This window comes from Streptomyces sp. NPDC046215 (assembly GCF_040646215.1).
Classification (GTDB): domain Bacteria; phylum Actinomycetota; class Actinomycetes; order Streptomycetales; family Streptomycetaceae; genus Streptomyces; species Streptomyces stramineus.
Genome location: NZ_JBEYZW010000015.1, coordinates 75,317 through 91,685 on the forward strand (window position 1 = coordinate 75,317; position 16,369 = coordinate 91,685).

The 16,369-nt window shown below is 70.1% G+C and carries 13 protein-coding genes and 2 pseudogenes; 6 read left to right on the plus strand and 9 right to left on the minus strand.

Translation table 11 applies throughout. The features are described from left to right. Positions 1-32: 32 nt before the first annotated feature. The 7 genes from ccsB to hemL form a co-directional block, all read right to left on the minus strand. A complete protein-coding gene (gene ccsB, locus ABZ951_RS09590) occupies positions 33-1,190 on the minus strand; it encodes a c-type cytochrome biogenesis protein CcsB (protein ID WP_344087187.1) in 1,158 nt (385 codons plus the stop codon). After that, complete coding sequence (locus ABZ951_RS09595) at positions 1,187-2,941, minus strand: cytochrome c biogenesis protein ResB (RefSeq protein WP_344087184.1); 1,755 nt, start codon at positions 2,939-2,941, stop codon at positions 1,187-1,189. The genes ccsB and ABZ951_RS09595 overlap by 4 nt, the downstream gene beginning before the upstream one ends. Positions 2,942-2,945: 4 nt before the next feature. Further along, entirely contained in the window at positions 2,946-3,719 is a 774-nt protein-coding gene (locus tag ABZ951_RS09600; protein ID WP_344087181.1) for a cytochrome c biogenesis protein CcdA, read from the minus strand. Positions 3,720-3,723: 4 nt separating this feature from the next. After that, positions 3,724-4,347 (minus strand): TlpA disulfide reductase family protein, encoded by a 624-nt coding sequence (locus ABZ951_RS09605; RefSeq protein WP_344087178.1) that lies wholly within the window; start codon positions 4,345-4,347, stop codon positions 3,724-3,726. Positions 4,348-4,483: 136 nt separating this feature from the next. Then, a complete protein-coding gene (locus ABZ951_RS09610) occupies positions 4,484-5,683 on the minus strand; it encodes a hypothetical protein (protein ID WP_344087175.1) in 1,200 nt (399 codons plus the stop codon). A 167-nt stretch (positions 5,684-5,850) separates the two neighbouring features. Then, positions 5,851-6,570, minus strand: a complete 720-nt coding sequence (locus ABZ951_RS09615; protein WP_344087172.1) for a histidine phosphatase family protein — start codon at positions 6,568-6,570, stop codon at positions 5,851-5,853. Between the two features lie 8 nt (positions 6,571-6,578). Next, entirely contained in the window at positions 6,579-7,886 is a 1,308-nt protein-coding gene (gene hemL, locus ABZ951_RS09620) for a glutamate-1-semialdehyde 2,1-aminomutase (RefSeq protein ID WP_344087169.1), read from the minus strand. 280 nt (positions 7,887-8,166) lie between these two features. On the opposite strand from hemL, the gene ABZ951_RS09625 reads away from it, so the two are divergent. The 3 genes and pseudogenes from ABZ951_RS09625 to ABZ951_RS09635 form a co-directional block, all read left to right on the plus strand. Then, on the plus strand, positions 8,167-8,742 hold the full coding sequence (locus ABZ951_RS09625; protein ID WP_344087166.1) for a hypothetical protein: 576 nt from the start codon (positions 8,167-8,169) through the stop codon (positions 8,740-8,742). Between the two features lie 36 nt (positions 8,743-8,778). Next, positions 8,779-9,129 carry a YnfA family protein gene (locus ABZ951_RS09630; protein WP_344087163.1) on the plus strand — a complete coding sequence of 117 codons (351 nt, stop codon included), beginning with the start codon at positions 8,779-8,781 and terminating at the stop codon, positions 9,127-9,129. A gap of 89 nt (positions 9,130-9,218) precedes the next feature. Beyond that, positions 9,219-9,542 (plus strand): annotated as a pseudogene (locus ABZ951_RS09635) (SDR family NAD(P)-dependent oxidoreductase); the annotation flags it as partial. On the opposite strand, the pseudogene ABZ951_RS09640 reads toward ABZ951_RS09635, so the two are convergent. Then, a pseudogene (locus ABZ951_RS09640) lies at positions 9,540-10,667 on the minus strand (RtcB family protein); the annotation flags it as partial. The pseudogenes ABZ951_RS09635 and ABZ951_RS09640 sit on opposite strands and share 3 nt — an antisense overlap. A 229-nt stretch (positions 10,668-10,896) precedes the next feature. On the opposite strand from ABZ951_RS09640, the gene ABZ951_RS09645 reads away from it, so the two are divergent. Further along, positions 10,897-11,787 (plus strand): hypothetical protein, encoded by an 891-nt coding sequence (locus ABZ951_RS09645; protein WP_344087152.1) that lies wholly within the window; start codon positions 10,897-10,899, stop codon positions 11,785-11,787. Positions 11,788-11,897: 110 nt separating this feature from the next. Beyond that, positions 11,898-12,614 carry a hypothetical protein gene (locus tag ABZ951_RS09650; RefSeq protein WP_344087149.1) on the plus strand — a complete coding sequence of 239 codons (717 nt, stop codon included), beginning with the start codon at positions 11,898-11,900 and terminating at the stop codon, positions 12,612-12,614. Between the two features lie 64 nt (positions 12,615-12,678). On the opposite strand, the gene lysS is transcribed toward ABZ951_RS09650, so the two are convergent. Then, on the minus strand, positions 12,679-14,427 hold the full coding sequence (gene lysS, locus ABZ951_RS09655; RefSeq protein WP_344087146.1) for a lysine--tRNA ligase: 1,749 nt from the start codon (positions 14,425-14,427) through the stop codon (positions 12,679-12,681). A 166-nt stretch (positions 14,428-14,593) separates the two neighbouring features. On the opposite strand from lysS, the gene argS reads away from it, so the two are divergent. Further along, positions 14,594-16,351 carry an arginine--tRNA ligase gene (gene argS / locus ABZ951_RS09660; RefSeq protein ID WP_344087143.1) on the plus strand — a complete coding sequence of 586 codons (1,758 nt, stop codon included), beginning with the start codon at positions 14,594-14,596 and terminating at the stop codon, positions 16,349-16,351. Positions 16,352-16,369: the final 18 nt, after the last annotated feature.

The following is a 16,369-nucleotide window of genomic DNA, read 5'->3' on the forward strand; positions in this document are numbered from 1 at the left end:
GGCAGCGGGCCGTGGGGCGGGCGCGGGCGGGCTCAGACGCCGGCGTAGGAGTGCTTGCCGGTGACGAAGATGTTCACGCCGTAGTAATTGAAGAGGTAGCAGGCGAACGCGGCCAGCGCGATGTACGCGGCCTTGCGGCCCTTCCACCCGGCGGTGGCCCGGGCGTGCAGGTAGCAGGCGTAGGCGACCCAGGTGATGAAGGACCAGACCTCCTTGGGGTCCCAGCCCCAGTAGCGGCCCCAGGCGGCCTCGGCCCAGATGGCGCCGGCGACGATCGTGAACGTCCACAGCGGGAAGACGGTGGCGTTGACGCGGTAGGCCAGCTTGTCGAGGTTGGCGGCGGCGGGCAGCCGGGAGATGGGGTTGTCGGTGGTCCGGGCCAGCTTCGCCTTGAACCGGGCGTACTTGCGCTCCGGCGGCAGCTCGGCCAGGTAGCGGTCCAGGCCGGCGCCGGTGCGGCCGCTGACCAGGCGCGCCTCGTAGCCGTCGCGGAAGAGGTAGAGCAGCGTGGAGCAGGCGCCCACCCACAGGGCGGCGCCGGAGATGATCGCGCAGGAGACGTGGATCCACAGCCAGTAGGAGTGGAGCGCGGGCACCAGCTGGTCGCTGTCGGTGTACAGCACGGACAGGGCCAGGCCCAGGTCCAGGAGGATGGTGGTGGTCAGCGGGAGACCGAGCCAGCGCACGTTCTTCTTGGCGACGAGCAGTCCGAGGTAGACCGCGACGACGGTCACGCCGAAGGTCGTGGAGAACTCGTACATGTTGCCCCAGGGGGCCCGCTCGACCGACAGCGCCCGGGTGATGACCGAGGACGCGTGGAGGAGGAACGCGAGCACCGTCAGGGAGACGGCGATCCGCCCGTAGACGTCGCCCTTCTCGCTGGTGCCGGCCGCGCCGGGCCCGTCGGGGACGTCACGGCCGCCCGCGGCGGAGCGGGTGACGACCTTGGGGCGCTCCAGCACGGCCGTGCCGCCGCCCTGCCGCTCGGCCGCCTGACCACCACCGGCGGCCGCGGCCTCGCGCTCGGTGGTGAGCGCGGCGGCGGTGCGGCCGACCGCGCTGCGGCTGCCGAGCACCCACTCGGCGATGTGCGCGAGGAAGGCCAGGGTGTAGACAGCCATGGCCGAATAGATCAGCACATTGCTGATATTGGCCAGGTTCTCGTTGGCTGCGGCAGCGATCGGTGTCACGCGCGCGCTCCTTCGGAGGAATCAGCGGAATCTGCAAGATCACGGGGGGCGTCGGAAGGGGCGGCGGGCGGTGCGTCGCCCTGGAGCGCTGTGGCGAGGTCGGCGAGCTCCTCGGGGAGCCGCGCGGACTCGCTGCGGCCGAGGCCGGCCATCTCGACGACGGTCTGCCCGTCGGCGCCGCGGACGGCCCGTACCCAGATGCGGCGGCGCTGGATGAACAGCGACCCGGCCACCCCGACCATGGCGGCGATCGCCCCGGCGAGGGCGGTGGCGTTGCCGGGCTTCTGCGAGACCTGGAAGGTGGCCCAGGGCTTGATGCCCTCGAACTTCAGCGTGCCCGCCCCGTCGGGGAGCGTCATGGTGTCGCCGGGCTTGAGGATCTGCGCGAAGGGACTGCCGTCCTTGTCCTTGAACTGCTTCATCTTGGACACGTCGAGCTGGTAGACGCTCTGCGGCATGCCCGAGTCGATGCCGAGGCTGCCGCGGTAGGCGGTCAGGACGAGGCGGGGGTTGTCCAGGGCGGGGAACTGGGAGGCCATCTGGCCGGTCCGCAGGTCCAGGGTGGGGACGAAGTTGCCGCGGAAGCCGAGCTGGTCCTTCTTGCCGTCCTTGTCCCGGTAGTCGGGCACCTTCAGGACGGTGGTCTCGGTGATGTTGCCGTCCAGCGGCAGCGAGGCCACCGCGCCGCGGTGGGCGATGTCGCCCTTGCCGTCGCGGACGGTGACGACCGGCGCGTAGCCGTGCCCGATGAGGTAGACCTTGGAGTCGGCGGTCTCCAGCGGCTCGTTCACCTTGATCGTCTTCTTGCGGGGGGCGCCGTCCGCGCCCTCCCGGTAGGTGACGTGCGCCTCGTAGGTGCGCGGGGTGCCGCGCTGCGGGCCGGTGCGCTCGTACGTCGCCTCGAAGCTGTCCATGCGGAAGCTGAACGGCTCCAGGCTGTCGGTCGTGAAGAGCGACCCGGCCTTGAAATCGTCGTACTGGGTGAGCGTGTTCGAGAACTCGTCGCCCTCGACGATCAGCTTCTGGCCCTCGGACTTCCACAGCTGCCCGGACGCGAAGGCCACGAGCATCACGATCAGCGCGATGTGGAAGACGAGGTTGCCGGCCTCGCGCAGATAGCCCTTCTCGGAGCCGATCGCGTCCCCGTCGGCCCGGGTGCGGAAGCGCCGCTTCTTCAGCAGCTTCCCGGCGGCCGCGAGCACCTGCTCCGGCTCGGCGTCGGTGCGCCAGGTGGTGTAGGCGGGCAGCTTCGCCAGGCGGCGCGGGGCGGCCGGCGGGCGGCCGCGGAGCTGGCCGACGAACTGCCAGGTGCGCGGGACGATGCAGCCGATGAGGGAGGTGAACAGCAGGATGTAGATCGCGGAGAACCACACCGAGCTGTAGACGTCGAAGAGGCCGATCTTGTCGTAGAACGGCGCGACGGTGGTGTGCAGCGCCTTCCAGTTCTCCGCCTTCACCGAGTCGACGCTCGTCTGCGGGATGAGCGAGCCGGGGATCGTGGCGAGCGAGAGCAGGAAGAGGAGGATCAGCGCGACCCGCATGGAGGTCAGCTGCCGCCAGACCCAGCGCACCCAGCCGACGGCCTCCCGCCCGCACCAGGCGAGGTAGCCCACGGCGCCGGGCGCGCGGACCCCGCCGAACGAGCCGGGGACGCTCTGCGCGCCCTCCTCGGCCGGTGCCGTGGACAGCTGGGACCCGGCGTCGCCGATGTCCTTCTCCTCGGCGGCGGGGGTTGTCTCTGTCTCAGCCATCAGATCAGACCTCGGGAACGTAAGAACTGGACCACGTCTGGAGGTCGGCGACCAAGCGGTCCCACATCCCCGTGACGAGGAGGACACCGACCACGACCAGCATGAGGCCGCCGATCCGCATGACCCACGCATAGTGCCGCTTGACCCAGCCGAACGCGCCGAGAGCGCGCCGGAAGGCCACCGCGGCCAGTATGAAGGGCAGGCCGAGGCCGACGCAGTAGGCGGCCGTCAGCACGGCGCCGCGTCCGGCGCTGGCCTGGTTCTGGGACAGGGCCATGACGGAGCCGAGCGTCGGCCCGATGCACGGCGTCCAGCCGACCCCGAAGAGGATGCCGAGCAGCGGCGCCCCCGCGAGCCCCATGCCGGGTCTGGCGTGGAAGCGGAACTCGCGCTGCCCGAAGAGGTTCAGCGCACCCATGAAGGCCAGGCCGAGCACGATCGTGAAGGCCCCGAGGACCGTGGAGATCGTGTCCTTGTACTCCAGCAGGGTCTCGCCGAAGAAGCCGAAGAAGGCGCCCATGGAGACGAAGACGGCGCTGAAGCCGAGGACGAAGAGCGAGGACCCGGCGACCATCCGGCCGCGCTTGGCCTCGGCCATGTCCGCGCCGGTGACCCCGGTGACGTAGGAGAGGTAGCCGGGGACGAGCGGCAGCACGCACGGGGAGAAGAAGGAGACGAGCCCGCCGAGCACCGCGACCGGCAAGGCCAGCAGCAGGGCCCCGGTCAGGACGGTCTGGTTCATGTCCCCCGCGGCGGCGAGGGTGGTGACGGCGGTCACGGGGTCACTTCTCCGCGACCAGCGGGTCGAGCGTCTTGCGGAGCTCTTCCTCGCTCAGGGCCTTGATCGCCCGGGCCGCGATCCGGCCCTCCCGGTCGATGAAGACGGTCGAGGGGATGGCCTGCGGGTTGAGGCTGCCCTTGGGGAAGCGGAGCAGCACCCGGCCGCCGGAGTCGTGGAGGCTCGGGTACGGGACCTCGAACTCCTTCTCGAACTTGATCGCCGGAGCGGGGTCGGGGTCGCGGGTGTTGAGGCCGACGAACTGCACGCCCTTGTCCTTGTAGGCGTTCGCGACGGTGACGAGGTTCTTGGCCTCGGCCCGGCAGGGCGAGCACCAGGAGCCCCAGACGTTAAAGACGACGATCTTGCCCTTGTAGTCCTTGGCGACGTCGAGCGCCTTGCCGTCCAGCGTCTTGCCGGAGAGGTCCGGTGCCTGCTGGCGGCTGTTCTTGTCGTTCACCACGCTCACGCCGCCCGTGCCCTGCACGAACTGGGTCTGGCCGCCGCTCTTGGGGCCGTCGCCGGAACCGCAGGCGGTCAGGGACAGGGCCGCGAGGGCGGTCGTTGCGGCCAGCAGGGTGGTACGCCGGCGTGGGACAGGGCGTCGAAAGGCGCGGCAGGCACTCATGTGAAAAGTTTCGCATGGCACCTTTGGGGATCTTCCGCACCCCCCTGGCGGGCCCCTCGTACGGGTCCGCGCACGGGTGAGGCGCGGGTTTGGCCAGGGGCCGCCGGGGGTGTGCGGGCGGTTCAGTCGGGCCGGTTCAGTCGGGGCGGGCCGTCCACTTCTCGCCCACCTGGAGCTTGCGGAGCCCGCGCAGCAGGCCGGGGTCCTGGACGTCCAGCCAGTCGACGAACTGCCGGAAGGAGACCACCCGGACGTCCTTGCGCTTGTCGTCGGCGATGTACTTGAACGCCTCCTCGACGGCGTCCATGTAGATGCCGCCGTTCCACTGCTCGAAGTGGTTGCCCACGAAGAACGGCGCCCGGTTCGTCTCGTACGCGCGGTCGAAACCGGCGATGTACGACTCCGTCGCCTGCCGACGCCAGGCCGAGTAATTGCTCTTGGGCCCGCGCGTGGTGTTCTTCGACTGATTGGCGAGGATGTTGTAGTCCATCGACAGGACTTCGAACGAATGACCGGGAAAGGGGATCTGCTGCAACGGCAGATCCCATACTCCCTGCCGCTTCTTGGGCCACATCTGAAGTCCGCCGGGAGAACTGGCGTCGTAACGCCAGCCCAGTTTCCTCGCGACCGGCAGCAGATTTTCCTGCCCCAGCAGACACGGGGTGCGCGCGCCGACGAGTTCCTTGCGGTAGTCGAACGGCAGCGGGTCCAGATCCGTGAATCCGGTATTCGTCCGCCACTCCGTGACGAAAGCCATCGCCTGTTCGATTTCCGATTCCCAGTCCTCCTCCGTCCAGTTCCCGACCGACCCGGAACCGGAACAGAAGTGACCGTTGAAGTGCGTGCCCACCTCGTGGCCCTCCAGCCACGCCGCCCGCAGGTTCTCCAGGGTCGATTTGATGTGACTATCGGTCAGATAGCCGATGTCCGATGCCCCGACCGGGTTGTTCGGCGGCTTGTAGAGACGCTTCTTGCTCTCGGGGAGGCAGTACACCCCTGAGAGGAAGAACGTCATCCGCGCCCCGTGGTCGCGGGCCAGCTTGCGGAAGCGAGGGAAGAGACCGTTGCCGACCTCGCCCGCCCCGTCCCAGGAGAAGATCACGAACTGTGGCGGCCGCTCCCCCGGCTCCAGCGGCACGGGCCTGGGCGGCTGATGGGGCTGCGGCCCCGCGTCGGCGGTAGAACCGTCACCGATCGGGCTCGCCTTCGCCCGTTCGCTCGCCTTGGCCGAGGGGTTCTCGACGTCCGGGTCCGGGTGGGCGCAGCCGGCCACGCCCAGCGCCGCGGCCGCGCCCACACCCATGCCGAGGAGACCTCGTCGGCTGATATCGCGCATGTCGTCTCCGTCCGTACTCGCCGTGCCCTCCACGCTCTGTCGTCCATATAAAACGACATTGCGTGAGAGGGCGCGCCGAGTACGGCGGTTGCGCATTTTTGCCGGTCTTTGCGAGCCTTTACATGACTTTGTAGTGTCGCGCTTGCCGGGACCGGCCGTTCACGATCTCAGGCGCCGAATGCCTTTGAGCCGCCCTTGACCGGCTTTGCCCCCGCGAGCAGATGCGCCGGCACCAGATCGCGGGCCGGCTCGCTGTAGCCGACGGACACGATTTTGTCCCCCCTGAAGGTGAACGACGTCAGGCTCGCCAAAGTGCACTGCCGCTTGCGCGGGTCGTGCCACAGCCGCCGCCGCTCCGCGAAACTCCGCACGATCCAGATCGGCAGCTGATGGCTGACGCACACGGCCTCATGGCCCCGCGCCGCATCGCGCGCCGCACCCAGCGCGCCCATCATCCGCACCACCTGTTCGATATACGGCTCGCCCCAGGACGGACGGAAAGGATTCGTCAGGTACTTCCAGTTGGCGGGCTTCTTCAGCGCACCGTCACCGACGCCGAACGTCTTCCCCTCGAAGACGTTCTCCGCCTCGATCAGCCGCTCGTCGGTCACCAGCTCCAGACCGTGCGCCTTGGAGATCGGCAGCGCCGTCTCCTGCGCACGCTCCAGCGGCGAGGCGACCACATGGGTGATGTCCCGCCCCGCCAGGTGCTCGGCGACCCGGTCGGCCATCCGCAGCCCCAGCTCCGAAAGGTGGTAGCCCGCCTTACGCCCGTAGAGCACACCCTCCGGGTTGTGCACCTCTCCGTGCCGCATCAGATGGACGACAGTGATCTCACTGCCGCCGCCGTCGGCCTTGCCGGCCCCATGGGTCATATCGGTGGTCATGCCGTCCATCATTCCGTCGCCTCGGCAGCGGCCCGCGCCGCACCCGGCAGAGCCGCCGCGATCCGCTCGATCGCCGCGCTGTCATGAGCCGTCGACACGAACCACGACTCGAACGCCGACGGCGGCAGGTACACACCCTGCGCCAGCATCGCGTGGAAGAAGGCGGTGAAGCGGAACGACTGCTGCGCCTTCGCCCCCTCGTAGTCCCGCACCTCACGGTCGGTGAAGAACACGGAGAACATGTTCGACGCCACCTGGAGGCGGTGCGCCACGCCCTCCTTGGTCAGCGCCTCGCTCACCAGCGCGCGGATCTCCGCGGACACCGCGTCCACCCGCTCGTAGGCCGCGTCGTCCAGCAGCCGCAGCTGGGCCAGGCCCGCCGCCGTCGCCACCGGGTTACCGGCCAGCGTGCCCGCCTGGTACACCGGGCCCGCCGGGGCCAGGTGCGCCATCACGTCGGCGCGGCCGCCGAAGGCCGCCGCCGGGAAGCCGCCGCCCATGACCTTGCCGAACGTCATCAGGTCCGGCGCCACACCGTCGACGCCGTACCAGCCGGCGCGGCTCGTGCGGAAGCCCGTCATCACCTCGTCGGAGATGAACAGCGCGCCGTTCTTCTCACAGGCCGACTTCAATCCGGCGTTGAAGCCCGGTCGCGGCGGCACCACGCCCATGTTGCCGGGCGACGCCTCCGTGATCACACAGGCGATCTCACCCGGGTGCGCGTGGAACGCGGCGTGCACCGCCTCCAGGTCGTTGTACGGGAGGACGATCGTGTCCCCGGCCTGTGCGCCCGTCACCCCGGGCGTGTCCGGCAGCCCGAACGTCGCCAGCCCCGAGCCCGCCGCGGCCAGCAGCGCGTCCACGTGGCCGTGGTAGCAGCCCGCGAACTTGATCACCTTGGCGCGGCCGGTGAACCCGCGCGCGAGCCGGATCGCCGACATCGTCGCCTCGGTGCCGGACGACACCAGACGCACCTGCTCGACGGGCTCGATGCGGCCGACGATCTCCTCGGCGAGCGCGACCTCGCCCTCACCGGGCGTGCCGAAGGACGTACCGCGCCCGACGGCGTCCTGGACGGCGGCGACCACCTCGGGGTGCGCGTGCCCGAGGATCATCGGACCCCAGGAACACACGAGGTCCACATACTCCCGGCCGTCGGCGTCGGTGAGATACGGACCGGTACCGGACACCATGAACCGGGGCGTACCGCCCACGGCCCGGAACGCGCGCACCGGGGAGTTCACGCCACCGGGCGTCACGACCGCCGCTCGGTCGAACAGAGACTGCGAGACCGGGGCTTCATACGAATAAGGCACTTTGATCCTGACCTGCGGAAACGTAGGGAGGGACGGCGGTTGGCCGCGCGCCCCGGCTGGCAGCGGTGCGGAGTTCCCCTCGCTCGCGACCGGGCGTCAGCCCCCGCGCGTCTGCGAGACTGGGGCTTCATATGGGTAGCTCACGCTAGCCATGGTCTCAGAGCCACGCGGGGGATTGCCTTCGGGCGTTTCACACGCGGTTCACGGGGGAGGTCTCTGAGACGATGATCGGGTTGCGCGGCGGGGGCTGCCCTGCGTAAAAAAGCGGTCGGGTGGAGATATGCATCGCGGTGGCGGAGTGGGCGAGGGCACCGATGACCTGGGCCCCGAGCGAGCCCGGACGCCCCGCAGGGGGCGCCACAGGGGCCCGCGCGAAGAGGAGAGCGCACAGAGCGCCGTGAGCAGGAACGGTGGCCGGGTGGGGGTGACCTACAAGTACTTCGGGGCACCCAACAGTGCCGCGGCCGCCAGCGTCCCCATCTCCATGCGACCCGAGGAGCTCGGCGGCGACGAGCTGGGCATGGGCGGCATGTTCACGAAGATCAAGCCCGAGACGGTGGCCGCCATGGTCCTCACCGGCATCGAGGGCATACCCCTGCACAAGGTCCCCCCGCTGGAGCTGGTCGTCCTCCACCCCGACTACGCGGTCGTCAAGCTGCCCATGACCGTCGTCGACCCCCTGCGCGGCATCGGCGAGGAATCGGTGGGCGCCGCCGCCTTCATCTGGTCCACGGTCCCCGACCGCGGCGGCCCGCCCGACGCCTTCACCATCTACCGCCTGCTCAACGAGTGGCAGGACTTCTCCCACCGCCTCCACGAGGCCGGCCACCAGCCGTACTGCCTGGTCTGGCCCTGACTCCGGCCCGGACGCACGGCCCCTAACCTTCCTTCCATGCTCACCCTCCGCTCGATCGCCCTCTTCCTCCTCGCCGCGCTGCTGGAGATCGGCGGCGCCTGGCTCGTCTGGCAGGGCGTCCGCGGCAGCGGCTCGGGAGCGGGGCGCGGCTGGGCGTGGATCGGCGCCGGCATCGCCGCCCTCGGCGCCTACGGGTTCGTCGCCACCCTCCAGCCGGACGCCGAGTTCGGCCGCATCCTCGCCGCCTACGGCGGGGTCTTCGTCGCCGGCTCCCTCGCCTGGGGCATGGTCGCGGACGGCTACCGCCCCGACCGCTACGACGTCGCCGGCGCCCTCGTCTGCCTCGCCGGCGTCGCGATCATCATGTACGCACCGCGCCCCCGCTGACTGTGACGCCGCGGACAGCGCCCGGCGACGGGCCGCACATATCCTGCGACCGGATCACCCACGTCACGCCACGTCCCAGGAGGCCCACCATGAGCACCCGCACCGCCGTCATCACCGGGGCGAGCAGCGGCATCGGTGCCGCCACCGCCCGGCAGCTGGCCGCCGCGGGCTACCGCGTCGTCCTCACCGCCCGGCGCGAGGACCGCATCGAGGCCCTGGCCGCGGAGCTGACGGCGGCCGGACACGAGGCCGGCGCCCACGCCCTCGACGTCACCGACCGCGCGGCGATCGACGCCTTCGCGGCCGGCCTGGACCGCTGCGACGTCCTCGTCAACAATGCCGGCGGCGCCCTCGGCGCGGACCCCGTGCGCAGCGCCGACCCCGCCGACTGGCGCACGATGTACGAGGTCAATGACCTGCTCGATCGGCTTGTACGCCGCCGGGATCTCGTCCACGACGCCCGAGTCCTTGCGGCACTCCACGCCCCGGGTCTGATCCTCCAGGTCCCGCGTGGAGAAGCGCTTCTTCGCGGCGTTCCGGCTCATCCGGCGGCCGGCGCCGTGCGAGGCGGAGTTGAAGGAGTCGGCGTTGCCGAGGCCCTTCACGATGTACGAGCCGGTGCCCATCGAGCCCGGGATGATGCCGAACTCGCCGCTGCCCGCGCGGATCGCGCCCTTGCGGGTGACGAGCAGGTCCATGCCGTCGTACGTCTCCTCGGAGACGTAGTTGTGGTGGCAGGAGATCACGGGCTCGAAGGTGACCTTCGTCTTCTTGAACTCCTTCCGGACCACGTCCTGGAAGAGCCCCATCATGATGGCCCGGTTGTGCTTCGCGTACTCCTGCGCCCAGAACAGGTCGTGCCGGTAGGCCGCCATCTGCGGGGTGTCCGCGATGAAGACGGCGAGGTCGCGGTCCACCAGGCCCTGGTTGTGCGCGAGCTTCTGCGCCTGGCCGATGTGGTGCTCGGCCAGCTCCTTGCCGATGTTCCGGGAGCCGGAGTGCAGCATCAGCCAGACCGCATTTGATTCATCGAGACAGAATTCAATGAAGTGATTTCCGGATCCGAGCGTTCCCATCTGCTTCACTGCCCGGCCCTGACGGAATTTGACCGCCTCCGCCACCCCGTCGAACCGCCCCCAGAAGTCGTCCCACCCCGCCGTGGGGAAGCCGTGCAGCCGGCCCGGGTCCACCGCGTCGTCGTGCATGCCGCGGCCCACCGGGATCGCCTGCTCGATCTTCGAGCGCAGCCGGGAGAGGTCCCCCGGGAGGTCGTTCGCCGTCAGGGACGTCTTGACGGCCGACATGCCGCAGCCGATGTCCACGCCGACCGCCGCCGGGCAGACCGCGCCCTGCATGGCGATGACCGAGCCGACCGTGGCGCCCTTGCCGAAGTGGACGTCCGGCATCACGGCCAGACCCTTGATCCACGGCAGGGTGGAGACGTTGCGCAGCTGCTGCATGGCGACGTCCTCGACCGTGGCCGGGTCGGCCCACATGCGGATCGGTACGCGGGCGCCGGGCACCTCGGTGTAGGACATGGCTTTTCCTCATAACCCCGTAAAAGAAAGATAACGCAAAAGCCGGACATATCTCACGATTCACGGCAGCGAACCGGCGGACGCAGCGGCCTGTGCGGTAGACATACTGTCCAGCCCACCGCTTCCCGGCGGCAACACGTTTTCGGGCGGCCAGACGAAGCAGACGAAGCGATCGCCGAGCCGATCGGGCGAAAGCCGGGCGAAGATCGGGCGAAAGGAGCCACGGACCGTGCAGCCAAGGGCATACGCACCGGCCGCCGCACTGGCTGCGGCCGTGCTCACCGCGGGGCTCACCGCGTGCAGCGGCGCCTCCGGCACCAGCAGTGGCGGTGACGACGCGAAGCCCGGGCAGCCCGGCTCGTCGGCCCCCGCCGCCGAGCCCGGCAAGTACCGCGGCCTCCCCGAGCCCTGCGGCTACGTCAGCCGCGACACGCTGCGCCGCCTGCTGCCCGCCGGCGAGGACGAGAGCGAGGCCGAGGCGGAGAAGCTCTACCGCGGCCAGGCGACGATCACCTACGACACGGACCGCCGCGTCGGCTGCCGCTGGCGGCAGGAGGCCCCGGAGGGCACCCGCCACCTGGCCGTCGACTTCGAGCGCGTCGTGTCGTACCAGGCGGGGGTCAGCGACGAGCAGCGGGCGCAGCAGCTCTACGAGCGCCAGTCGACCGCCGCGAACATCCCGGCCGCGTCCGGCAGCCCGTCCACCGGCCCGAGCCCGTCCGGCTCCGGCTCCCCCGCCGCGAGCGCGAGCCCGGGCCCGCACGCCCAGGGCGGCTCGGGCAGTGAGAAGCCCAGCGGCCCGGCGTCCCCGTCGGGAACGCCCGGGGCGCCCTCGTCCGCGCCCTCCGCGTCCTCTCCGGCGCCCTCCACCGGCCCCGACCTCCGCCCCCGGGTGCTGGACGACATCGGCGACGACGCGTTCGTCGACGACAAGCTGTCCGCCTCGGGTTCGGGGGTGCACCGGGACATCACGATCGTCTTCCGGTCGGCCAATGTGCTGGTCAAGGTCACCTACGACCAGTGGTCGACGGACAAGCAGCACGTCCCCAGCAGCGAGGACCTCCAGGGCAAGGCCCACGGCCTGGCCCGTGAGCTGGACGCGGGGCACTTCGGCAACTAGCCCGGCGAGTACCGCCCCATTTCGACCGCCTCCGCGCGTCGGCCAGCTACCGTGCCGACCAGACAAACAGGCGCACACCCCGCCCCCGACACTGAACGAGTGAAGGACCCATGCACCGAACAGCCCCGCGACTCGCCCGAATCCTCGCCTGCGCCGCAGTACCGGTGATGCTCGTCGCCACCGGCTGCTCGGACGACGACGGCTCCAAGAAGAAGGACAAGGCGTCGCCGTCCCGTTCGGCGACGCCGAGCGCCACGCCGTCGGTGAAGGCGGCCACCTTCACCAAGCTGCCCGAGGCGTGCAAGGCGGTCACCGCGAAGACCGCCGAGGAACTGGTGCCGAAGGCGAAGAAGAAGGAGGGCGAGTCCCTCCCGGCCAGCGACGCCAACGACTCCGCGAGCTGCTTCTGGAACGGCCTGAACGACGAGGACGCCAAGGACCTGCAGTTCCGTACCCTGACGGTCTCGCTGAAGCGCTTCGTCGCCGACCCGACGCTGGGCTCGGGCGAGAAGCGCGCCGAGACGTTCGCCGCCCAGCGGGTCACCAAGGCCGCCACGGAGGACGGCGCCAAGGACGCGAAGACGGAGAAGGTCGCCGACCTCGGTGACGACTCCAGCAGCGTCGCCTCGGACTACCGCAAGGACGACGACGACTACCGCAACGCCATCGTCGTCACCCGCACGGCCAACGTGGTGATCACCGTCAAGTACAGCGGTGCCGGTTTCCAGGGGGCGAAGAACCCGGACGCGGGCGAGCTGATGAAGGACGCGCAGGGCGCGGCGAAGGAGGCCGTGACCGCGGTCGCCGAGGCCAACAAGAAGAGCTGAGCGAAAACGCCGAAGGGCCGCCACCCGGGTAACGGGGTGGCGGCCCTTCGGCGTTTTTCGCGGGTCAGGCGCCGAGCAGCTTGCGCACCCGGTCCGCCCCCACCGCGAGGAGCAGCGTGGGCAGGCGCGGGCCGGTGTCACGGCCGACGAGCAGGTGGTAGAGCAGCGCGAAGAAGGAGCGCTGGGCGACCTTGAGCTCGGGGGTCGGCTTGGCGTCGGGCGCAAGGCCGGCCTGGACCTTGGGCACGCCGTAGACGAGCGTGGTCAGGCCGTCGAGGGACCAGTGGTCGTCCAGCCCGGCGCTCAGCAGGCGCAGCGATTCGCGGGCCTGGTCGTCGAGGGCGGCGAGGGCCTCGGTGTCGGGCTCGGCGCGGACGATGGTGCGGGACTCGGCCGGGACCTGGGTGTTGATCCAGTGCTCGGCCCGGTCGAGCCGGGGGCGGGTCTCGTCCAGGGAGGTGACCGGGTTCTCCGGGTCGAGGTCGCCGAGGATGCGCAGGGTCTGCTCGTCGTGGCCGCCGGTGATGTCGACGACGGAGGCGAGCGTGCGGTAGGGCAGCGGGCGGGGGGTCGTCGGCAGGTCGCCGGCGGCGGTGCGGACGGCGCGGCTGTAGGCGGCGGCGTCGGCGGGTAGCACGGTGCCGTCGGCGACCTTGGAGGCCAGCTTGTCCCACTCGTCGTAGAGCCGCTGGATCTCCTGGTCGAAGGCGATCTTGAAGGACTGGTTGGGCTTGCGGCGGGCGTAGAGCCAGCGCAGCAGCGGCGCTTCCATGATCTTCAGGGCGTCGCCGGGAGTGGGGACGCCGCCCTTGGAGGAGGACATCTTGGCCATGCCGCTGATGCCGACGAAGGCGTACATGGGGCCGATGGGCTGCTCGCCGCCGAAGACCTTGCGGACGATCTGGCCGCCGACGACGAAGGAGGAGCCGGGCGAGGAGTGGTCGACGCCGGAGGGCTCGAAGATCACGCCTTCGTAGGCCCAGCGCATCGGCCAGTCGACCTTCCAGACCAGCTTGCCGCGGTTGAACTCGCTCAGCAGGACGGTCTCGGAGTGGCCGCACGCGCAGGTGTAGGCGAGCTCGGTGGTCGTCTCGTCGTACGCGGTGACGGTGGTGAGGTCCTTCTCGCACGCGCCGCAGTACGGCTTGTACGGGAAGTAGCCCGCGCCGGAGCCGCTGCCGTCGTCCTCAGCGGCGGCGCCGGAGCCCTCGGCGGCCTCCAGCTCGGCCTCGTCGAGGGGCTTCTGCTGCTTCTGCTGCGGCTTCTTGGCGGCCGCGGCGGGGTCCTTCTTCGTGCGGTACTGATCGAGGACGGCGTCGATGTCGCCGCGGTGCTTCATGGCGTGCAGGATCTGCTCGCGGTAGACACCGGAGGTGTACTGCTCGGTCTGGCTGATCGGGTCGTACTCGACGCCGAGCTCGGCCAGGGCCTCGACCATGGCGGCCTTGAAGTGCTCGGCCCAGTTGGGGTAGGCGGAGCCGGCCGGGGCGGGCACGGAGGTCAGGGGCTTGCCGATGTGGGCGGCCCAGGACTCGTCGATGCCGGGGACGCCGTTCGGGACCTTGCGGTAGCGGTCGTAGTCGTCCCAGGAGATCAGGTGGCGGACCTCGTGGCCCCGGCGGCGGATCTCGTCCGCGACCAGGTGCGGGGTCATGACCTCGCGCAGGTTGCCCAGGTGGATCGGGCCGGAGGGGCTGAGCCCGGAGGCGACGACGATGGGTTTGCCCGGGGCCCGGCGCTCCCCTTCGGCAATGACCTCGTCGGCGAATCGGGAGACCCAGTCGGCCTCGGTGCTCTGAGCCACGTGCGGCACTTCCTTCCTTACGGTCCTGGCATGACCATTGTCCCAGACGGACGGGGCGGCTCCGGGGTTGCTCGCGGCCGGGCGAAGCACACGAAAACGGCATGCCGGGCCCTGAGGGGCGCGTGGGATACTCGGTCGTATCGAAAATGCCCTCTACCGGAATGGCACCCACCCCATGGCTTCGGTTCCTTCCCTCGCTTCCTCGCTCCACCAGCGCATCGCGGACGCTCTCTCGGCCGCCCTGCCGGAGGCCGGCGCCGCCGACCCGCTGCTGCGACGAAGCGACCGGGCCGATTTCCAGGCCAACGGGATGCTGGCGCTGGCCAAGAAGCTGAAGGGCAACCCGCGGGAGCTCGCGGCGAAGGTCGTCGAGCAGCTGCCGGCCGGTGAGCTGATCAAGGACATCGAGGTCTCGGGCCCCGGCTTCCTGAATGTCACGATCACCGACGAGGCGATCACCCGGACCCTCGCCGCGCGCGCCGCCGACGACCGTCTGGGCGTGCCGCTCGCGGAGCACCCGGGCACCACGGTCATCGACTACGCCCAGCCGAACGTGGCCAAGGAGATGCACGTCGGTCACCTGCGCAATTCGGTGATCGGTGACGCGGTCGTGCGGATCCTGGAGTTCTCCGGCGAGCAGGTCGTGCGCCGGCACCACATCGGTGACTGGGGCACCCAGTTCGGCATGCTCATCCAGTACCTGATCGAGCACCCGCACGAGCTGGACCACAAGGGGGGCGAGGTCTCCGGCGAGGAGGCCATGTCGTCGCTGAACCGGCTGTACAAGGCGTCGCGGACGCTCTTCGACTCCGACGAGGAGTTCAAGGCCCGCGCCCGGCGCCGGGTCGTCGACCTCCAGGCCGGTGACGCGGAGACCCTCGCGCTGTGGCAGCGCTTCGTCGACGAGTCGAAGATCTACTTCTACTCGGTCTTCGAGAAGCTCGACGTGGAGATCCGCGACGAGGACATCGTCGGCGAGTCCGGTTACAACGACATGCTCGCCGAGACGTGCCGCCTGCTGGAGGAGTCCGGTGTCGCCGTCCGTTCCAACGGCGCGCTGTGCGTCTTCTTCGACGACGTCAAGGGCCCGGACGGCAAGCCGTCGCCGCTGATCGTCCAGAAGTCGGACGGCGGTTTCGGCTACGCGGCCACGGACCTGTCCGCGATCCGTGACCGGGTGGGCAGCCTCAAGGCCGACACGCTGCTGTACGTGGTGGACGCCCGGCAGTCCCTGCACTTCAAGATGGTCTTCGAGACCGCGCGCCGGGCGGGCTGGCTGACCGAGGGCGTCAAGGCCGTCCAGCTCGGTTTCGGCACGGTGCTCGGCAAGGACGGCAAGCCGTTCAAGACGCGTGAGGGCGAGACGGTCCGGCTGGTCGACCTGCTCGACGAGGCGATCGACCGGGCGACGGCGGTCGTCCGGGAGAAGGCGCAGAACCTGACCGAGGAGCAGATCGCCGAGCGCGGTGCCCAGGTGGGCATCGGCGCCGTGAAGTATGCGGACCTGTCGACGTCCGTCTCCCGCGACTACAAGTTCGACCTGGACCAGATGGTGTCCCTCAACGGCGACACCAGCGTCTACCTCCAGTACGCGTACGCCCGGATCCAGTCGATCCTGCGCAAGGCGGGCGAGGCCCGCCCGGCGGCCCACCCGGAGCTGCCGCTGGCCCCGGCCGAGCGGGCACTGGGCATGCACCTGGACCAGTTCGGGGAGAACCTCGCCGAGGTCACGGCCTCGTACGAGCCGCACAAGCTGGCCGGTTACCTGTACCAGCTGGCGTCGCTGTACACGACGTTCTACGCCGAGTGCCCGGTCCTGAAGGCCGAGACCCCGCAGCAGGTCGAGAACCGCCTCTTCCTGTGCGACCTGACGGCCCGCACCCTGCGCCAGGGCATGTCCCTGCTGGGCATCCGGACGCCCGAGCAGCTCTGATCCACCGGAGCGGGGGCG

Excerpts from the sequence above, each read along its gene's own strand:
- ABZ951_RS09595 (WP_344087184.1), bottom strand. The coding sequence starts at position 2,941 with ATGGCTGAGACAGAGACAACCCCCGCCGCCGAGGAGAAGGACATCGGC.
- ABZ951_RS09605 (WP_344087178.1), bottom strand. The coding sequence starts at position 4,347 with ATGAGTGCCTGCCGCGCCTTTCGACGCCCTGTCCCACGCCGGCGTACC.
- ABZ951_RS09610 (WP_344087175.1), bottom strand. The coding sequence starts at position 5,683 with ATGCGCGATATCAGCCGACGAGGTCTCCTCGGCATGGGTGTGGGCGCG.
- ABZ951_RS09615 (WP_344087172.1), bottom strand. The coding sequence starts at position 6,570 with ATGACCACCGATATGACCCATGGGGCCGGCAAGGCCGACGGCGGCGGC.
- ABZ951_RS09625 (WP_344087166.1), top strand. The coding sequence starts at position 8,167 with ATGCATCGCGGTGGCGGAGTGGGCGAGGGCACCGATGACCTGGGCCCC.
- ABZ951_RS09630 (WP_344087163.1), top strand. The coding sequence starts at position 8,779 with ATGCTCACCCTCCGCTCGATCGCCCTCTTCCTCCTCGCCGCGCTGCTG.
- ABZ951_RS09650 (WP_344087149.1), top strand. The coding sequence starts at position 11,898 with ATGCACCGAACAGCCCCGCGACTCGCCCGAATCCTCGCCTGCGCCGCA.
- argS (WP_344087143.1), top strand. The coding sequence starts at position 14,594 with ATGGCTTCGGTTCCTTCCCTCGCTTCCTCGCTCCACCAGCGCATCGCG.